Origin of the sequence: Isoptericola sp. NPDC019571 (assembly GCF_044389385.1) — a bacterium.
Classification (GTDB): domain Bacteria; phylum Actinomycetota; class Actinomycetes; order Actinomycetales; family Cellulomonadaceae; genus Isoptericola; species Isoptericola nanjingensis.
In genome coordinates this window covers 86,652-103,483 of the sequence record NZ_JBIRXZ010000009.1, presented here as the reverse complement: position 1 = coordinate 103,483, position 16,832 = coordinate 86,652, and the positions used below count along the sequence as shown (strand labels likewise).

At 75.3% G+C, this 16,832-nt stretch carries 17 protein-coding genes; 5 read left to right on the top strand and 12 right to left on the bottom strand.

Annotated elements, in window-relative coordinates; genetic code table 11:
- Window positions 1-6: 6 nt before the first annotated feature.
- Window positions 7-831, bottom strand: a complete 825-nt coding sequence (locus ACH443_RS16090; protein WP_429763109.1) for a hydroxymethylpyrimidine/phosphomethylpyrimidine kinase — start codon at window positions 829-831, stop codon at window positions 7-9.
- A gap of 62 nt (window positions 832-893) precedes the next feature.
- Here ACH443_RS16090 and ACH443_RS16085 point away from each other — a divergent pair, with 62 nt between their 5' ends.
- Entirely contained in the window at window positions 894-1,685 is a 792-nt protein-coding gene (locus ACH443_RS16085) for a deoxyribonuclease IV (protein ID WP_429763108.1), read from the top strand.
- Between the two features lie 78 nt (window positions 1,686-1,763).
- On the opposite strand, the gene ACH443_RS16080 is transcribed toward ACH443_RS16085, so the two are convergent.
- Window positions 1,764-2,426 (bottom strand): response regulator, encoded by a 663-nt coding sequence (locus tag ACH443_RS16080; protein WP_429763107.1) that lies wholly within the window; start codon window positions 2,424-2,426, stop codon window positions 1,764-1,766.
- Window positions 2,427-2,464: 38 nt separating this feature from the next.
- On the bottom strand, window positions 2,465-3,709 hold the full coding sequence (locus tag ACH443_RS16075; protein ID WP_430555469.1) for a sensor histidine kinase: 1,245 nt from the start codon (window positions 3,707-3,709) through the stop codon (window positions 2,465-2,467).
- Between the two features lie 130 nt (window positions 3,710-3,839).
- Here ACH443_RS16075 and ACH443_RS16070 point away from each other — a divergent pair, with 130 nt between their 5' ends.
- Entirely contained in the window at window positions 3,840-4,751 is a 912-nt protein-coding gene (locus tag ACH443_RS16070; RefSeq protein WP_430590866.1) for an ABC transporter ATP-binding protein, read from the top strand.
- Window positions 4,748-5,557, top strand: a complete 810-nt coding sequence (locus ACH443_RS16065) for an ABC transporter permease (protein ID WP_430590865.1) — start codon at window positions 4,748-4,750, stop codon at window positions 5,555-5,557. The genes ACH443_RS16070 and ACH443_RS16065 overlap by 4 nt, the downstream gene beginning before the upstream one ends.
- An 18-nt stretch (window positions 5,558-5,575) precedes the next feature.
- Here ACH443_RS16065 and ACH443_RS16060 read toward each other — a convergent pair whose 3' ends face one another.
- On the bottom strand, window positions 5,576-7,492 hold the full coding sequence (locus tag ACH443_RS16060; RefSeq protein ID WP_429763102.1) for a cation:proton antiporter: 1,917 nt from the start codon (window positions 7,490-7,492) through the stop codon (window positions 5,576-5,578).
- 206 nt (window positions 7,493-7,698) lie between these two features.
- On the opposite strand from ACH443_RS16060, the gene ACH443_RS16055 reads away from it, so the two are divergent.
- Entirely contained in the window at window positions 7,699-8,418 is a 720-nt protein-coding gene (locus ACH443_RS16055) for a PadR family transcriptional regulator (RefSeq protein WP_430555467.1), read from the top strand.
- Here the strand turns inward: ACH443_RS16055 and ACH443_RS16050 are convergent.
- The 7 genes from ACH443_RS16050 to ACH443_RS16020 form a co-directional block, all read right to left on the bottom strand.
- A complete protein-coding gene (locus ACH443_RS16050) occupies window positions 8,389-10,152 on the bottom strand; it encodes a PQQ-binding-like beta-propeller repeat protein (protein ID WP_429763100.1) in 1,764 nt (587 codons plus the stop codon). The genes ACH443_RS16055 and ACH443_RS16050 overlap by 30 nt on opposite strands.
- Before the next feature lie 78 nt (window positions 10,153-10,230).
- Window positions 10,231-10,443 (bottom strand): hypothetical protein, encoded by a 213-nt coding sequence (locus ACH443_RS16045; protein WP_429763099.1) that lies wholly within the window; start codon window positions 10,441-10,443, stop codon window positions 10,231-10,233.
- 115 nt (window positions 10,444-10,558) lie between these two features.
- Window positions 10,559-11,545: a cytochrome d ubiquinol oxidase subunit II gene (locus ACH443_RS16040; protein WP_430590864.1), complete on the bottom strand. Its 987-nt coding sequence runs from the start codon at window positions 11,543-11,545 to the stop codon at window positions 10,559-10,561.
- Window positions 11,542-12,882, bottom strand: coding sequence for a cytochrome ubiquinol oxidase subunit I (locus ACH443_RS16035; RefSeq protein ID WP_430590863.1), 1,341 nt, complete (start codon window positions 12,880-12,882; stop codon window positions 11,542-11,544). The genes ACH443_RS16040 and ACH443_RS16035 overlap by 4 nt, the downstream gene beginning before the upstream one ends.
- Window positions 12,883-12,988: 106 nt before the next feature.
- Window positions 12,989-13,189 carry a DUF4177 domain-containing protein gene (locus ACH443_RS16030; RefSeq protein ID WP_429763096.1) on the bottom strand — a complete coding sequence of 67 codons (201 nt, stop codon included), beginning with the start codon at window positions 13,187-13,189 and terminating at the stop codon, window positions 12,989-12,991.
- 84 nt (window positions 13,190-13,273) lie between these two features.
- Entirely contained in the window at window positions 13,274-14,533 is a 1,260-nt protein-coding gene (locus tag ACH443_RS16025; RefSeq protein ID WP_430555463.1) for an ABC transporter permease, read from the bottom strand.
- On the bottom strand, window positions 14,530-15,423 hold the full coding sequence (locus tag ACH443_RS16020; protein ID WP_429763094.1) for an ABC transporter ATP-binding protein: 894 nt from the start codon (window positions 15,421-15,423) through the stop codon (window positions 14,530-14,532). The genes ACH443_RS16025 and ACH443_RS16020 overlap by 4 nt, the downstream gene beginning before the upstream one ends.
- 110 nt (window positions 15,424-15,533) lie before the next feature.
- On the opposite strand from ACH443_RS16020, the gene ACH443_RS16015 reads away from it, so the two are divergent.
- A complete protein-coding gene (locus ACH443_RS16015; protein WP_430590862.1) occupies window positions 15,534-15,803 on the top strand; it encodes a nitroreductase/quinone reductase family protein in 270 nt (89 codons plus the stop codon).
- A gap of 51 nt (window positions 15,804-15,854) precedes the next feature.
- Here ACH443_RS16015 and ACH443_RS16010 read toward each other — a convergent pair whose 3' ends face one another.
- Entirely contained in the window at window positions 15,855-16,694 is an 840-nt protein-coding gene (locus tag ACH443_RS16010; protein ID WP_430590861.1) for a hypothetical protein, read from the bottom strand.
- Between the last annotated feature and the right edge of the window lie 138 nt (window positions 16,695-16,832).

Sequence of the window (16,832 nt, the reverse complement as noted above, 5' to 3'; positions counted from 1 at the left end):
AGGTCGTCAGGAGGCGTACGCGCCCTGCCACACGGTGTCGAACGGCGTGCGGGCCTCGACGCGCGCCTCGATGCCCTGCGTCACCATGTCCTTCGCGACGCGGACCGCCTCGGGGACGTCGGCGCCCTTGGCGAGCTCGGCGGTGATGGCGGCGGCGAACGTGCAGCCCGCGCCGGAGACGCGCTCCTCGCCCACCTTGGGCGTGGCGAAGACGGTGACCTCGTCACCGTCGAACAGGACGTCGACGGCGTCGGGGCCGGCCAGCTCGACGCCGCCCTTCGCGACCACGTACCGGCGGCCGTGGCCGTCGCCCAGCCGGGCGTGGATGCGGCGCGCGGCCTCGGTCAGCTCCTCGACGGACGTGATGTCGTCCATGCCCGCGAGCGTCTTGGCCTCGAACAGGTTGGGCGTCACGACCGTGGCCAGCGGGAGCACCCGCTCGCGCAGCGCGGTGTCGGTGTCGAGCGCGGCACCGGGCTCCTGGCCCTTGCAGATCAGCACCGGGTCGAGGACGACGTGGCGCCACGGCTGCGTCTCCAGCGAGCGGGCGACGACGTCGATCGTCGCGGGCGTGCCGAGCATCCCGATCTTGACCACGTCCAGCGCGTGGGTGGACGTCGCGGCCTCGAACTGGTCCGCGATGACCTGCGGCTCCACGGGCACGAACCGGTGGCCCCAGTCGTGCTTCGGGTCGAACGAGACGATGCAGGTCAGCGTCCCCACCCCGTAGGTGCCGAGCTGCTGGAAGGTCTTGAGGTCGGCCTGGATCCCGGCCCCTCCCGTGGCCTCGGACCCGGCGATGACGTACGCGAGCGGCGGCGTGGTGCTCATGGTGGGCCAGCCTACGACGGTGGCGGACGGGTGTTGTCGGGCGCGATCCGTAGGGTGGGCGCATGAGCGTGAAGATCGGGGCCCACGTCGACCGGACCGACGCCGTCGCGCAGGCGGCGGAGATCGGGGCGGAGGTGGTGCAGGTGTTCCTCTCCGACCCGCAGGCCTGGAAGGTGCCGCCGCTCGACCATCCCGGTGGCGCGGAGGCCTTCCGCGAGGAGACGGCGGCCGCGGGCCTCGACGTCTTCGTGCACGCGCCGTACGTGATCAACGTGGCGTCCACCAACAACCGCATCCGCATCCCCAGCCGCAAGCTGCTCCAGCAGATCATGACCGGCGCCGGCGAGATCGGGGCGAAGGGCGTCGTCGTGCACGGCGGGCACGTCACCGCGAAGGACGACCCGGACGTCGGCTTCGACAACTGGCGCAAGGCGATCGACGCGCTCGAGACCGACGTGCCCGTGCTCATCGAGAACACCGCGGGCGGCGACTTCTCGATGGCCCGCCGCCTCGACCGGCTGGAGATGCTCTGGGCCGCCGTGATGCGGGCGAACGGGGCCGAGAACGTCGGCTTCACGCTCGACACGTGTCACGCGTGGGCGGGCGGCATCGACCTCGCCACCGCCGTCGACGACATCCGCGCGATCACCGGCCGCATCGACCTGGTGCACGCCAACGACTCCCGCGACACCGCGGGCTCCGGGGCCGACCGCCACGCGCACTTCGGCGACGGGAACATCCCGCCCGAGCAGCTCGTCGGCGTGGTCGCCGCCGCCGGCGCGCCCGTCGTGTGCGAGACGCACGGCGACATGGGCCCCGACATCGCGTGGCTCCGGGAGCGGCTGGCCGCCTGACCTCCGCCTGCCGGCAGGCCTGTGGACGACGGGCGGGCCGGGTGCCGTGGTCGCTCGACGAGATCGGGCGGGAGCCGCTCAGCCGGTGGCGAGCCCGGCGTCGTGCACGACGATGGCGGCCTGCACGCGGTTGGCGGCGTCCAGCTTGGTGAGGATGCGCGACACGTGCGTCTTCACCGTCGGGACGCTCATGTAGAGCGCGGCGGCGATCTCGGCGTTGGACAGCCCGCGCGCGACGGCGAGGGCGACGTCGCGCTCGCGCTCGGTCAGCGTCTCCAGCCGCGCGGCGGCGGCCCTCCGGCCGTCGGGGGCGGACCGGTCGGTGACCCGCGCGATGAGCTGTTCCGCGACGCGCGGCGACAGGGTCGGCTCCCCCGCCGCGGCCGCCCGGACGGCCGCGACCAGGCGGTCCGGCGGGGTGTCCTTGAGCAGGAACCCGGCCGCGCCCGCGCGGAGGGCCTCGACGATCATGTCGTCCGCGTCGAACGTGGTGAGCACGATGACCCGCGCGTCGGGCACCGACCGGAGCCGCCGCGTCGCCTCGATGCCGTCCAGGCGGGGCATGCGGATGTCCATGAGGACGACGTCGGGCCGCTCGCGCGCCACGACGTCCAGCGCCTCGAGCCCGTCCGACGCCGTCGCGACGACCTCCAGGTCCGCGTCGCCGCCCAGGATGAGCGTGAGCCCGGAGCGCACCAGCGCGTCGTCGTCGACCAGCACCACACGCGTCGCCCCGCTCATGCCGCCCACCTCATGCCGCCCACCTCATGCCGCCCACCTCATGCCGCCCACGGTAGCCAGGCCTCCAGCACGAACGCCGCGGCGCGCCCGTCGCGCGACGCCGGGTCCGCCGTCGTGCCGTACGACAGGCGTCCGCCGACGAGCTCCACGCGCTCCGTGAGCCCCACCAGGCCGAGGCCCGACGGCGGGGGCACGGACGCCTCGGGCACGGGCCCGACGCTGCGGACCGGGTTGCGCACGACGATCGTCAGCCCCTCGCCCGGCGCGCCCGTGACGGCGACGGCCACGGGCGCCCACGGAGCGTGCTTGCGCGCGTTCGTCAGCCCCTCCTGGACGATCCGGTACGCGTGCCGGCTGACCGCCTCGCCGAGCCCCGCGGCCCGCTCGGCCAGGTCCTCGATCCCCTCCACCCGCACGTCGGCCCCGTTCGCGCGGGCCTCGGCGAACAGCTCGGCGAGGTCGGCCAGCGACGGCTGCGGGGGCTCCGGCGGCACGCCGCCCTCCCCGTCCCCGGCGAGCGGGTCGCGCAGCACACCCAGCACCTCCCGCAGCTCGGTCAGCGCGGCGTGCGCGTTGTCCCGCACGACGCCGGCGGTCTCCGCGACCTTCTCCGGCGGCAGGTCGGTGCGGTAGGCCAACGCCCCCGCGTGCATCGCGACGAGCGAGATCCGGTGCGCCAGCACGTCGTGCATCTCGCGGGCGATGCGCGTCCGCTCCGCCGTGCGTGCCTGCGCCACCCGGCTCACCTGCTCCCGCTCGGCCGTCTCGGCCCGCTCCTGCAGCGACGCGAGGTGCTCCCGGCGCAGGCCGATGTACGCGCCGATCCACACGAACAGGGCATACATCACCGCGCCGCCGACGAGCTCGATCCAACGGTCGTAGGACTCCGGGGTGACGTACGGGTGCAGCGTGCTGTGCACCCGTCCCGCGGCCACGAACACCACTCCGACGACGGCGATCTTCCACCACCGCCGCGTCGTGGCCAGGGAGATCACCGCGATGGTCTCGGCGCCGACCACCAGGGACGAGACCGTCGCCCCGACGCACAGCACCAGCGCGATCGTCAGGGGGGCCTTGCGGCGCAGGAGCAGCAGCCCCAGCCCGACCAGCCCCACGAGGAAGTCCAGCGCCCACTGCCCGTCGGTCATCTGCCGCTGGCCGGTGTCCACCTCCCAGGCCACGAGGACCATCACCGTCAGGCCGGTGAGGAGGGCGACCAGCACGCGCCACGTCTCGCCCCACACCCGGCGGGCTCGGGACGGACGGGCAGGGGCGGTCGGCACGACGTCGAGCCTAGGCAGCAGCGGCACCGCGGGCATCCGCCGGGCGGAGGTGCCGCATCCTCCGGAAGGAGGACACGAACCATCCCCTCGCCGGACGCGGCGCCCGCCCGCGCCCGGGCAGGGTGGAGCCATGATCACCGTGGAGCACCTCACCAAGAGATACGGGCCGGCCGTGGCCGTGGACGACGTGTCGTTCACCGTCGAGCCCGGCCACGTGACCGGCTTCCTCGGCCCCAACGGCGCCGGCAAGTCCACGACGATGCGCATGATCTGCGGCCTCACGCCGGCCACGTCGGGCTCCGCCCGCGTGCTCGGCAAGCCGTTCACGGCGCTCGCCAACCCCGGCCGGCGCGTGGGCGTGCTGCTCGACGCCGGCGCCCAGCACTCCGGCCGCACCGGGCGCGAGGTGCTCACCCTCGCCGCCCTCATGACCGGCGTCGACCGCCGCCGCATCGACACCACGCTCGACCTGGTGGGGCTCACCGACCGCGAGGCGGCCCGCCGCGTGGGCCAGTACTCCCTCGGCATGCGGCAGCGGCTCGGGCTCGCGTCCGCGCTGCTCGGAGACCCCGAGGTGCTGATCCTCGACGAGCCGGCCAACGGCCTCGACCCCGCCGGCATCCGCTGGATGCGCGACCTGCTGGACGACTTCGCCTCCCGGGGCGGCACCGTGCTGCTCTCGTCGCACCTGCTGCGCGAGATGGAGGCGGTCGCCGACCGGATCGTCGTCATCGGCCGTGGCCGCGTCGTCGCCGAGGGCCACAAGGACGACCTGCTCCGGCAGGCCGGCGCGTTCGTCCGCTCCACCGACGACGCCGCGCTCGCCCTCGCGCTGCGCCAGGGCGGCGCCGGCGTGGAGGAGCTGGCGACCGGCGGGCTGTCGGTCGAGGCCGAGCCCATCGACGTCGGCCGCGCGGCCGCCGCGGCGGGCGTCGTGATCGCCGAGCTGCGCGCCGCCGACTCCCGCGGCCTCGAGGACCTCTTCCTCGAGCTCACCGCCGACGACGCCCGCGAGCAGACCCGCATGGAGGTGTCGGCATGACCACCGCGACCCCGACCCGCGCCGCCGGCGCGAGCCGCACGAACCGCCCGGGCGCCGACCCGCGCCCCGTGTCCTTCGCGACCCTCACGCTCGTCGAGTGGCGCAAGCAGCTCGACACCCGCGCAGGCCGCTGGATGCTGGCCGTCATCGCGATCATCACCGCGGCGGTGCTCGCCGTGATGATGGCGGTCAACGGCGGCAACCACTCGTTCAGCGCGTTCGTCGTCGGCACGACGACGCCGATGGCGATGCTGCTGCCCATCGTGGGCGTGCTCGCCGCGACGTCCGAGTGGTCCCAGCGGACCGCCCTGGTGACGTTCACGCTCGAACCCCGCCGCACGCGCGTCGGGCTGGCCAAGGTGGTCGGCGCGATCGGCTCCGGTCTCGCGCTCCTCGTGCTCACCGTGGGCCTGGCCGCCCTCGCGCACCTGCTCGTCGTCGCCTTCCGCGACGCCGACCCGGCCTGGGACGTCTCCCTGCGGGCCGTGCTCTACCTGGCGCTCTCCGTCGTGCTGTTCATGGCGCAGGGCGTGGGCTTCGGCCTGCTGCTGCGCAGCACGCCGGCCGCGATCGTCACGCTGCTGCTCGCGCCGACGCTGTTCGGCCTCGTGGGCGGTCTCGTGCCGGGCATGGCCGACGTCCTGCCCTGGATCGACCTCGGCACCGCGGGCGAGCCGCTGCTCTTCGGCGGCGCGCTCGACGGCCAGGGCTGGACCCAGCTCGCCACCGCGACACTCATCTGGGTGGTCGCACCGCTGGCCGGCGGCCTGTGGCGGACGGCGCGCAGCGAGATCTCGTCGTCCTGACCTGATCAGTCCGCCGGATCAGCCGTCGAGGTGCCCGCGCATCTCGACGGCGATCTGGTCGGCGTCGAGCTGGTCCAGGGCCCTGCTCAGCAGGTCCGAGTCGTAGGTCCCCACGGCTCGGGCCTCGAGCAGGGCCTTGCGCTGCGCGGCGATGGTCGCGAGGCGCAGCTCGAAGAACTGGGCCGACAGCTCCTCGGGCGTCGCCTCCTCCTCGTCCTGGTCGGCCTGCTCGCGCACGACGACGGTCCGCACGCGCTCCACGACGTACGGGGCGTAGGGGGTGCCGTCCTTGCGGCGCAGCCCGGGGTCGTCGAGCATGTCCCGGGCGGTGCCGTCGACGATCTCGCGCAGCCCCTGGGTCCCCTCGTCGAACCGCGACGACGTGACCCCGGCCAGCCCGAGCCTCCGCACCACCCACGGCAGCGTGCCGCCCTGCACCAGCAGGGTGCCGGCCGCGACCCCGAACGCGATGAGGACCAGCAGGGACCGCTGCGGGAAGTCCTCCCTGGGCAGGGTCTGCGCCGCCGCGAGCGTCACGACGCCGCGCATGCCGGCCCACACGATGACCACGCCCTCCTTCGGCCCGAGCGGGGCGGCGAGCAGGTAGTCGACGTCGGCGATCCGGCGCGTGAACCGGCGGCGGAACTCGGCGATCCGATCCATGCGGCGCTGCCGGATCCGCTCCTTCTGGTCGTCGGACAGCCCGCCCGAGGCCGCGGCCCGCCGCTTCGCGGCCTCGAGCTGCACGCGGCGCTGCACCCGCCGGACCTGGCGGCGGGGGTTGCCGGCCTCCCAGACGCGCTGGTCGCCCTGCGTCCACACGGCCGAGAGCGCCTTCGCGGCGTCGGGCGTGATGATCCCGCGCGGATCGGTGAACTCGTCGAGCTTCGCGGAGACCCGCTGCTCCATCCGGTCGAGCGTCTCGCGGACCTGCTCCGCGCGCCGTCGGCGAGCCGCGAGGTAGCGCAGCAGCGGCAGCACGAACAGCGCGCGCAGCGCGATGACGACGACCGCCGCGAGCGCCGCGACGCCCACCGCCGTCCACAGCGACCCGTGCGCCTCGCGGACGTCCTGGACGAGGCCGAACACCTCCAGGCCCATGGCCAGGAACAGCCCGCCCTCGAGCAGGGTCTCGATGGTGCGCCAGTTCATCCGCTCGGCCACCCGGTCCTGGGGACTGAGGTGGCGCGCCGAGAGCGTGCTGGTGACGAGGCCGGCCGCGACGGCGGCGACGATGCCGGAGGCGTCCAGCTCCTCGGCGGGCAGGTACGCCACGAACGGCACGACGAACGACACCGCGGTGGACAGCGCGGCGTGCCGCAGGTGCTCGCGCACCCACAGGCCGAGGCGACCGACGACCACGCCGATGAGGACGGCGAGCAGCACGGCCTTGAAGAAGCTTCCGACCACCCCCCACAGGCTGACGCTGGCGGCCGTCGCGGCGATCGCGGACCGCAGCAGCACCAGGGACGTCGCGTCGTTGAGCAGCCCCTCGCCCTCCAGCATCACGACGACGCGCTGCGGCGCCCCGAGCTTCTTGATGATCGACGTCGCGACCGCGTCCGTGGGGCTGACGATGGCGCCCAGCGCGATCCCCGCGGCGAGGTCGATGCCGGGGATGACCCACGAGAACACGAACCCGAGCAACACCGCGGTGATGACGACGAGCAGCACGGCCATCCCGCCGATCGCCGTGAAGTCGCGCCGGAAGTCCATCGAGGGGAACGAGGCCGCCGAGGCGTAGAGCAGCGCGGGCAGCACGCCGACGAGGATGACCTCGGGGTTGATCGGGATGGCCGGGACGACGGGAAGGAAGCTCACGGCGACACCGATCAGCACCAGTGCCAGCGGTGCGGCGACCCCGGCCCGGGGGGCGAGCGCGGTGACGGCGATGACGACGACCGCTGCGAGCACGCCGAAGAGCAGGACTTCCATGCCGAACAACGTAGGCGCACCTCCGCGCGTTCTCCTGGGCCCGTCTCCGATCCGGTATCGGAGTGACCCACGTCACACCTCGTCGGGACTTGCCGTAAAGATATATCGCGTCCTATCTTAGATACGTCGCCGCCCGAGGTCGAGGCGCCGCCGGCGCTCCCCGGGCGACACCGACCATCCATCCCGAACCAGTGAGGACACCGCTCATGCGTACCCCCCGAGACACGTCTTTCGACCCCCGCACCTACGACCCCCGGTCCTTCGACCGGCACCCCTTCGACCGTCAGCCCGGCCCGCGCGGCGACCGCCGCCGGCGGGGCGACTTCCCCGGCCCCGGCGGCTTCGGCCCCGGGTTCCCTCCGGGCCCGGGCTTCGGCCCCGGCTTCGGACCGCGCGGCCACCGGGGCGGCGGCCGCCGCGCCGGTCGCGGAGAGATCCGCGCCGCCCTGCTGCTGCTCCTCGCCGAGCAGCCGATGCACGGCTACCAGGTGATCACCGAGCTCGCCGAGCGCACCGACGGCCGCTGGCGCCCCAGCCCGGGCGCCGTCTACCCGGCCATCTCCCAGCTCCAGGACGAGGGCCTCGTCACGGTGGCCGACGACGGCGGACGCCGCCTCGCGTCGCTCACCGACTCCGGCCGCGCGTACGTCGAGGAGCACCGCGACGAGCTCGGCACCCCGTGGCAGAAGGTCGCGGAGGACCCGCGGCGCCAGGGGCACGAGCTGCACCACGCGATGCGCGCCCTGGGCGGCGCCGTCGAGCAGGTCGCCCGAGCGGGCACGCGCGCGCAGGCCGAGGCCGCGGCCGCGGTGCTCGACAAGGCGCGGCGTGAGGTCTACCTCGTGCTCGCGGACGACGTCGCCCCCGACGCCGACGCGGACGACACCGACGACCCGTCAGCCGAGGCCGACGATCTCGGTCGGTGACCAGCGGACGAGCCGGCCGGCGACCGCGAGCTGGACCCCCCAGCCGTCGCCGCCGAGCTCGACCTGCCACAGCTGACGACCCGAGGCGGCGTCGAGCGCTACCCAGTGCACGACGTCGCCTCGGGCGTAGTCCGGCACCACGAACGCGGCCAGCCGACCGTCGGTGAACGCCGCGTCGACGAACCGCGGCCCGTACGCCCCCATCGCGTCGAGCCCCTCCACCAGGTCGGGGCGCACCCACAGCACGTCCCCCGTGCCGAGGTCCACGCCGTGCACGCGCCGGCCCTCGTCCACCACCACGGCCACCTGAGCGGTCCGCACCAGCACGCTGGTGCTGCGCACGTCGGTGCGCCACAGCTCGGTCCCGTCGTCGGACGTCGCCACGGTCGCGGCGCCGCGCCGCGCGAGGTGCACGCCGTCCCCGCCCCCGTCCGTGCTGAGCGGCACGAGGTACCGCCCGCGCACCTCGCGCACCTCGGTGCCGTCGTCGCGCAGGATGCGGTCGGTGGCTGTGGGATCCTCGGCGCTGAGGTCGTCGGCGTCCGTGCGCACCGCGTAGCCGCCGCCGGTCAGCGGCTCCACGGAGAACCCCTCGAACGTCCCCGGGTCGGCCGGGCGGTCCAGGCGACCGCCGTCCGGCGTGAACCACGCGTCGATGCCGCACCCGCCGAGCCACAGCAGGCGGTCGGTGACCACCGTCTGGACGCCGCCGCGCAGGTCCACCCCCGACGTCGTGCCGTCGTCCGACCACCGCACGCACAACGACGGGTCCACCGCGCCGTCGAACGGGACCGTCTGCTGCCACCGGCGGTCGCCCGTGACCGCGTCCTCGACCCGGACCCGCAGGTCGTAGCCGTCCGAGATGGCCCCCGCGTCCGCGACGCCGGCCACGACGTCGTCCGCGACCCGCGGGTCCACGGGCGACGCCTCGCCCACCCACTCGACGGAGACCAGCGATCCGTCGCCGCCGGGGTAGAGCTCGGCCGGGGAGCCCTCCACCTCCCGCGTGCCCTCCACGGTGCCGTCGGCGGCGACCACGGTCACCGTGCTGCGCCGCACCCTGTCGCCCTCCGAGGCGCCGCCGTCGGAGGGCCTCGCCGTCACACACACGATCCGGTCCGCGGTGTCCGCCTGGACGCCGCCCGACCACACCTGCATCCCCGGGCCGCACGAGCTCGCGCCGGCCGGGAGCGCCACCTGCCAGCGCCGCTCGCCGGTCTCGACGTCCAGGCCGAGGAGCGTGTCCTGACGTTGCGCCACCACCAGCCCGCCGGCCACCGCCATGAGCCCGCCGGGCACGCTGCCCTCCGCCTCGACCCGCCACACCTCGTGCGGCTGGGCGCTCAGGTCCAGCACCCCGCCGGGCGCGGCGCGCAGGGCGGCGATGCGTCCGCGGTCGCCCACCGTGTCGACGACCACCGCCGTGAGCGCCGCCGCGACCACGACCACCGCGGCCACCAGCCGGCGGCCGCGCAGGGCGTCGCGCGCGCGGTCCAGCGCGCGGCGCCACGTCAGCGGCTCGGGCCCGGCGCCCGACGGCGGCGGGAACCCGTCCGGGCCGTCGTCGACGTCGTCGGGGTCGAGGTCGATGAGGAGGGGACCGCGGGACCCGGCGCTCCGGGTGGCGCGGACGACCGGCGCGTCCGCGGGATCCTCGACGTCGTCGGGCGCCGCGCCGTCCGCGTCGAGGTCGAACGTGTAGGCGTCCGGGCGGGCGCCGCGTCGTCGGGCCACCTCTCGAACCTAAGCCTGGCCCGCGTGCCCGGCGACCCGTGCGCGTCGCGGATGTTCAGGGCCCGCTCGTACCGCCCCTCAGAGCGCTCGGCGGCGCTCCACGGAGCGCGCGACGGCGAGCTCCAGCAGCGCGGTGCGGGCGCGCCGGCGGCGGTCGTCGGGGTCGACCGTGAGCCGGTCGCCGGGGTTGGCGCGACGCCCCGCCCCGGGGGCGGTCGCCGAGTGCGGCGAGGGCAGGACCGCCCGCGACGGGGCGGGGACGGGGGTCGGGACGGGCATCGTGGCAGCCATGGGAGACCTCCTTCGCGCGGCCCGGGCGGCCGCTCGTCCCCATGCTGCGCGGCGCCCGTTTCCGCGGTGTTGCCCGGGCGTCACGACCGCGTCAGGACCCGGGACGGCGGAGCGCTCAGAGGAAGACGGCGGTGCGCGGCCCGAGGGGGCGCACCAGCACCCGCCAGCTCACCGCCTGCGCCGCCAGGACGGCGGCGAACGCGCCCAGCACGGGCCAGGTCAGGGCGTGCAGCACCGCCGCGGGCGCGGCGAGGGCGAGCACCGCGGGCCCGACGACGGCGGCGGTCGCGGCCACCGGCACGACGGCGAGCAGCGGGCCGGAGACGCGCACGACGCCGGTGCGGTGCACACCGCGGTCCAGGTCGAACCGGGCCGCGAGCGCCACCCCCGCGACGACGACGAGCAGGACGGCGGCGACCAGCGCCGACGCCGTCCCAAGCGCCGCGACGGCGAGCGCGCCGAGCGCGCCGAGCGTGGCGAGCGCGGCGGCCGGCACGAGGGCGCGGCGGACACGCCGCCGGGCCTCCCGCGCGATCGCCTCGGGCGCCCGCGCGGCGACCACCAGCCCGCCGTGCACCCGCGCCGTCGCCACGGCGAGCCCCGCCGTGACGACCGGAAGCCCGAGCGCGAGCGCCTGCGCCGCGCCGGAGCCGCCGTCGGCCTGCGGCCCGACCACGGAGAACCGCACCCACGCGACGCCGGCCAGGGCACCGAACGCCGCCGGGAGCGCGAGGCTCGCCGCCTGCCCGACGGCGTCCCACCCCCGGCGCCAGCCCGGCGACGGCAGGCGGCTGCGCAGCCAGAGCGCGGCGTCGCGCACCACCCAGGCCACCAGCAGCGCCACCACGAACGGGTACCCGGCCGCCCAGAGCGTCGCCTCGACGTGGCCGAAGGCGGCGAGCAGCACGCCCGCCGCGGCGACCAGCCACACCTCCCCCAGCAGGAGGAACGGCGCGACCGTGGCCAGCACCGTGCGACGGCGCGCGTCGTCGCGGCCGCCGAGCGCGCGCACCAGCGGCACACCGCCCTGGACGGCGCCGTCGAGCGCGGCCCACCCCGCGAGCAGGACGGAGAGCAGCAGGCCCCAGCCCAGGACGTTCATCGGGTGCCTCCGAAGGTGAGGAGCTCGGCGCGGTCCTCGCGCCGGGTGCCGCCGTCGTCGCGCCCGTCGCCGTCGTCGCGCGCGTCGCCGTCGTCGTCGGTGTCGGCGTCGTGCAGCACCTGGGCGGGCGGGGCGCCGAGAGCGAGGCGCGTCGTGCCGCGGCGGGCGAGGCGCGCCATCACCGACCAGTCGACGACGGCGAGGGTGACCATCACGCCGACGAGGACGACGAGGGACGCGATCACCGCGCCCGCGGACGCGCCGGAGACGGCGTCCTCGGTGCGCAGCACGCCCGCGATCGCCCACGGCTGGCGGCCGATCTCGCGGGCCGCCCACCCGAGCAGCGCGGTGAGGAACGGCACGGGCAGCAGCGCGGTGAGCGTGGCGTAGAGGCCGGTGCGCAGCGGCCGCCAGAGGCGGAACAGCACGTTGCCGGGCAGCAGGAGCAGCAGCACGCACCCGACGACGAACGCCAGTCCGGCGACGCCCTGCATCACGCCGTAGGCGATGCCCACGACCGGCGGGTCGCCGCCGGGCAGGTCCTGCAGGTAGGTGAACTGCGCGTACCCGAAGGAGGTCGCGACGAACGCGCCGACGGTGCCCGCGACCAGCCCGATCCGCATCGAGCGCCGCCACACGTCGTTCTCCGGCGACATGACGGCGCCCGGCAGGCCGGCCGCGACCACGCCCGGCAGCCGCGACGGCGCCCGGCGCAGGTGCCAGGCGCTGACGCCCACCAGCAGGAACGCGCCCGCCATGAGGCAGGCGCCCACGACGTGCAGCGCGGACAGCAGCGCTGCGGGGTTGGTGACCAGGGCCGCGGCGTCGGTGACGCGGGCGACGCCGTCCACCATCTCGACACCGACCGGGTTCCGCAGGAAGCCGTTCGCCACCATCACGGTGAACGCCGACAGGTAGCCGGTGACCACCACCGCCCAGAACGCCGCCGTGTGCGCCCAGCGCGGCAGCACGTGCCACCCGAACACCCACAGCCCGAGGAACGTGGACTCCAGGAAGAACGCCGCCATCGTCTCGATCACCAGCGGGGCGCCGAACACGCCGCCGGCGACGTCGAGCAGGCCCGGGAAGTGGAGTCCGAGCTGCAGCTCCATGACGATGCCGGCGGCGATGCCCAGCGCGTAGTTGACGAGGTAGAGCTGCCCCCAGAAGCGGGTGGCGGTCTCGAGCGTCGCCGCCCGGCCGGCGTCGCGGGCGGCCGCCCATCGGGTCTGCAGGATCGCCACGACGGGCCCGAGCCCCAGCGTCACCAGGACGAAGAGGAAGTGGGTCCCGGCGAGCAGCGCGAACTGCAGGCGGGCGGCGTCGACGGCGGTCATGCGGCTGACGCTAGGGCGCCCGAGCCCCGCGATCCCAGGGTTTTCGGGACCTTCGGGGGACAACCCTGAGCGATTTCGGGGGACTCCCCTACCCCCACGGCCGACCTCAGGCGGCGGGGCGCTTGACGACGACCACGACCTCGATGGCCTGGCCGGCGCCGTAGCTCGGCGACAGTGTGCCCACCGCCTCCCAGCCCTCGCGGCCGAGGTCGTTGAGGTCGCGCTCCATCTGGGCGTAGTCGAACCCGCGCATCGCGAGCTTGTAGGTGAGCACCTTGTGCTCCCACGCGGTGGTCGGTGCGGTCATGGCCGGGCTCCCTCGTCGGTGTTCGTGGACGGTGCTCGTGGACGGTGCTCGTGGACGGGAATCGCGGTCCGTGCGGGCTGCCGGTCAGGCGCGCGCCGTCAGGGCGCTCCGCCAGCCGACGCGTCCGCCGGTCTGCAGCAGCGCGCCGCGGTAGGCCCGCTCGCTCACGAGCAGCGCCACGACGGCGAAGGCGGCGAGGATCAGCAGCGAGACGATCGGCTCCCACCACGCGGCGTCGCCGGACAGCACGCGCACGGGCATCGAGACGACGTTCGCCACGGGGACGTAGGACAGGACCGTCTCGAAGGTGCCGCTGGCGGAGAACGTCAGGAAGTACACGCCCATGATGGCCATCGTCATCGGGGTGGTGGTGTGCTGCAGGTCCTCGGTGCGCGACGCGAGCGCGCCCGCCACCGCGTACAGGGCCGCGAGGCCGAGGAAGCCGACCGCGAAGAAGAGCACGAACCAGACGAGCGACGTCGACAGCGACGGCAGGATCGACGCCGTCGGCGTGAACGACAGGGCCGCGAGGCCGACGGCGGCGAACACCACGTTCTGCGCCAGCGCCACGACCGAGCTGCCCAGGATCTTCCCGGCCAGCAGGTGCCGCAGCGGCACGGCGGTGGCCATGATCTCCACCAGCCGCGACTGCTTCTCCTCGACCACGCTGCCCGCGATCATCTGCCCGGAGCCGAGCGCCCCGATGAAGAACAGCAGCGCGAGGGCGAACGATGCGAAGAACAGCGTCTGCGAGTCCACGGCGTCGCCGTCGACCCGGTCGGTGGTCAGGGTGCCGCCGGCGGTGAGCTCGGCGGTCGTGGTGCCGGCGGCCTGCGCGTTGGCGTCGAGCGTCTCCGCGGCCACCCCCGCCGTGAGCAGACGGGTGAGCGTGCTGTCGGGGTCCGCCTCGCCGGTGAGCACCCAGCCGCCGGCGCCCCCGTCCGCGCCCCCGTCAGCAGGGTGCAGCCAGCCGTCCGCGTCGCCGTCGGCGAGCGCTTCGCGGGCGGCCGCGTCGTCGGGCACCTCGAGGGTCGTGAGCTCGGCGCCGCCGCCCTGCTCCTCGGGGATCGCGGCCGCGGACGCGACCGCCGCCGTCGCCGCGGCGTCGCCCGCCGGGACGGCGACCGTGAAGCTGTCGGTCTTGCTGCCCTGCCAGGCCATGAACCCGGCCAGCGCGGCGATGATCGCGACCGAGACGAGCAGCCCCACGAGGAACGTCTTGTTGAGGGCGCGCACCACGATCTCGCGCTTCATCACGACCAGCCATGCGCCGCGGGTGCTCTCCTCGCCGGTCCGGTCGAGGGTGCCCGGCGTGTCCGGGCGGGTCGGGGTCGTGGTGGTCATGCCGTCACCTCGCGGTAGATCTGGGCCAGCGTGGGCCGGACGGGGGTGAGCTCGCGGACGCCGCCGCGCTCGAGGCCGGTGGCGAGCAGCCGCTGCAGGGACGCGTCGTCGGCCACCTCGAGCAGCGCGACGGGCCCGTCGACGTCGACCGCGTGCACGCCGGGGACGCCGCGCACCCAGCCGGCGTCGCCGCTCGTGACGAGCCGGTGGCGCAGCGCGCCGGTCCGCTGCAGGTCGGCGGGCGCGCCGTCGGCCATGACGCGGCCGGACTTGAGGATCACGAGCCGCTCGCACAGCCGCTCCACCAGGTCGAGCTGGTGCGAGCTGAACAGCACCGGCACGCCGCGGGCGGTGTGCTCGGCGAGCAGGTCGACCATGCCGTCGACGGCCGCCGGGTCGAGGCCGCTGAACGGCTCGTCGAGCACCAGGAGCCGCGGCGTGCCCATCAGCGCGGCGACGATCTGCACGCGCTGCTGGTTGCCGAGCGACAGCTTCTCCACGTGCTCCTTGGACCGGCCGGCGAGGCCGAGCCGGTCGAGCATGTCCAGCACCTCGGCGCGGGCCCGCGGGGCCGCGATGCCGCGCAGCCGCGCCAGGTAGACGAGCTGGTCGAGCACCGGCTGCTTCGGGTAGAGGCCGCGCTCCTCGGGCATGTACCCGAACGCGCGGCGGTCCGCGCGGGTCACCGGGTCGCCGCCGAACCGGACCTCGCCGGCCGTGGGCGCGAGGACGCCCATGATCATGCGCATGGTCGTCGTCTTGCCGGCGCCGTTGCCGCCGACGAACCCGGTGAGCAGCCCGGCCGGAGCCGCGAACGAGACGTCGTCGACGGCCGTGAGGTCGCCGAACGTCCGGGTCAGGCCCCGGACCTCGAGGGAGTCGTTGTCCATGACGACGACGTTACGGACCGCGAGCCCGCGGCGGATCCGCCCGGCGGCGGAGTTCCGCGCCTCCCCCTGCCGACGGAGCCGCGCTCACCCTCGACCTTCGTCGCGGCACGGTGGCCGCCGGTCGGTACCGGCGGCCGTCCGCCCCCGGCACCGTGCGGCCGGACGCACGGTTCGCCGGCGACCTCCTCGCCCTGACGACGGTCGGCCGGAAGACCGGTCAGGAGCGGTCCGCCCCCGTCGGCGGGTTCCCCGGCGGCAACGGGAGCTGGATCGTCGTCGCGTCCGCCGCCGGCGCAGGGGCGAACCCCGCCTGGTACCTCAACCTCGCGGCACACCCCGACCACGAGCTGCCCGTCATCCGGCTGACCTCGCGCGCCTGACGTCGACGTAGTACTTGGTGACGGTTCAGCGCCGGGAACCGTCACCAGGTACTACGTCGACAGCACCAACGGGGTGTCGGCAGGCCAGGGGCGCGGCGCCCAGCCCGCCCGATCGAGCAGGCGGCCGACATCGGCGACGACAGCTCCCCCGATGACGTCCCGTCCCGTGTACCGCAGCATCCTGGCCCCGCGGGCGACCAGGGCGTTCTGCCGGGTCCGGTCGCGGAACACGGCCTCGGGGGTGGAGTGCTCCTCCCGCCCGTCGAGCTCCACGGGCACGACCCCTCCGGCGGGCAGGAACCAGGCCAGGTCCGCGCGGGCCAGGAACCGGCCGCGCTCGTCGTGGATCTCGAGCTGGAGCGCATCGGGCGGGAAGCCTGCGTCCGTGCAGGCCAGCCGCGCCCGGGTCTCGATCGGCGACTCCGCCCGCCCGTCCGACTCGTCCCACCACGCCCTCGAGCGCGCGGCGCCACGACGGCCACGGGCGGCCTCGCGGGCGTGTCGGAACTCGGCCTCCGTGACGAGGCGTCGATGCCCCACCGAGTCCATGAGGGCGACGGCGTCGCAGCGGTCGAGCTCCGGGACCGCCTGGGCCAGGGCGAGGTCTGCCTGGACGCAGGGGATGCCGTCGACGACCACCCACCGGCGGAGCTGCTCCCGTCGGATCCGGACGGGCTTGCTGCTCCGACGAGGCGTGCCGTCGGGGAAGGTCACCTCCGGCGGCACCCGCCGCGGCGCGCCCTGTGCGCCCTGCAGCACGAGCGAGGCGACGCCGGTCGCCACCGAGCCGGGGAACGCGAGCGGGCCGACGATCGCGCCCCGGCGCCGACGTCGGTCGTACGGGTCGTCGTCCCGCGCCGAGGGAATGCCGGTGTCGAGGACGCCGAGCATGGCGCGCCGCCATCGTCCCTGCCGTACGAGCGCGGCGACCTGATGGCCCGTCAGCCCGTGATCACGGCACTGGGTGACGGAAGCCAGGCCTTCCTGGTGGGCGGCGAGCCGGACAAGTGGCGAGGGGACGTCGATCCG

Coding starts and splice junctions, on each gene's coding strand:
- ACH443_RS16090 (WP_429763109.1), bottom strand. CDS start 831: ATGAGCACCACGCCGCCGCTCGCGTACGTCATCGCCGGGTCCGAGGCC.
- ACH443_RS16070 (WP_430590866.1), top strand. CDS start 3,840: ATGATCACCGTGGAGCACCTCACCAAGAGATACGGGCCGGCCGTGGCC.
- ACH443_RS16025 (WP_430555463.1), bottom strand. CDS start 14,533: ATGACCACCACGACCCCGACCCGCCCGGACACGCCGGGCACCCTCGAC.
- ACH443_RS16020 (WP_429763094.1), bottom strand. CDS start 15,423: ATGGACAACGACTCCCTCGAGGTCCGGGGCCTGACCCGGACGTTCGGC.
- ACH443_RS16045 (WP_429763099.1), bottom strand. CDS start 10,443: ATGGCTGCCACGATGCCCGTCCCGACCCCCGTCCCCGCCCCGTCGCGG.
- ACH443_RS16010 (WP_430590861.1), bottom strand. CDS start 16,694: ATGCTCGGCGTCCTCGACACCGGCATTCCCTCGGCGCGGGACGACGAC.
- ACH443_RS16060 (WP_429763102.1), bottom strand. CDS start 7,492: ATGGAAGTCCTGCTCTTCGGCGTGCTCGCAGCGGTCGTCGTCATCGCC.
- ACH443_RS16085 (WP_429763108.1), top strand. CDS start 894: ATGAGCGTGAAGATCGGGGCCCACGTCGACCGGACCGACGCCGTCGCG.
- ACH443_RS16065 (WP_430590865.1), top strand. CDS start 4,748: ATGACCACCGCGACCCCGACCCGCGCCGCCGGCGCGAGCCGCACGAAC.
- ACH443_RS16055 (WP_430555467.1), top strand. CDS start 7,699: ATGCGTACCCCCCGAGACACGTCTTTCGACCCCCGCACCTACGACCCC.
- ACH443_RS16080 (WP_429763107.1), bottom strand. CDS start 2,426: ATGAGCGGGGCGACGCGTGTGGTGCTGGTCGACGACGACGCGCTGGTG.
- ACH443_RS16035 (WP_430590863.1), bottom strand. CDS start 12,882: ATGACCGCCGTCGACGCCGCCCGCCTGCAGTTCGCGCTGCTCGCCGGG.
- ACH443_RS16040 (WP_430590864.1), bottom strand. CDS start 11,545: ATGAACGTCCTGGGCTGGGGCCTGCTGCTCTCCGTCCTGCTCGCGGGG.
- ACH443_RS16030 (WP_429763096.1), bottom strand. CDS start 13,189: ATGACCGCACCGACCACCGCGTGGGAGCACAAGGTGCTCACCTACAAG.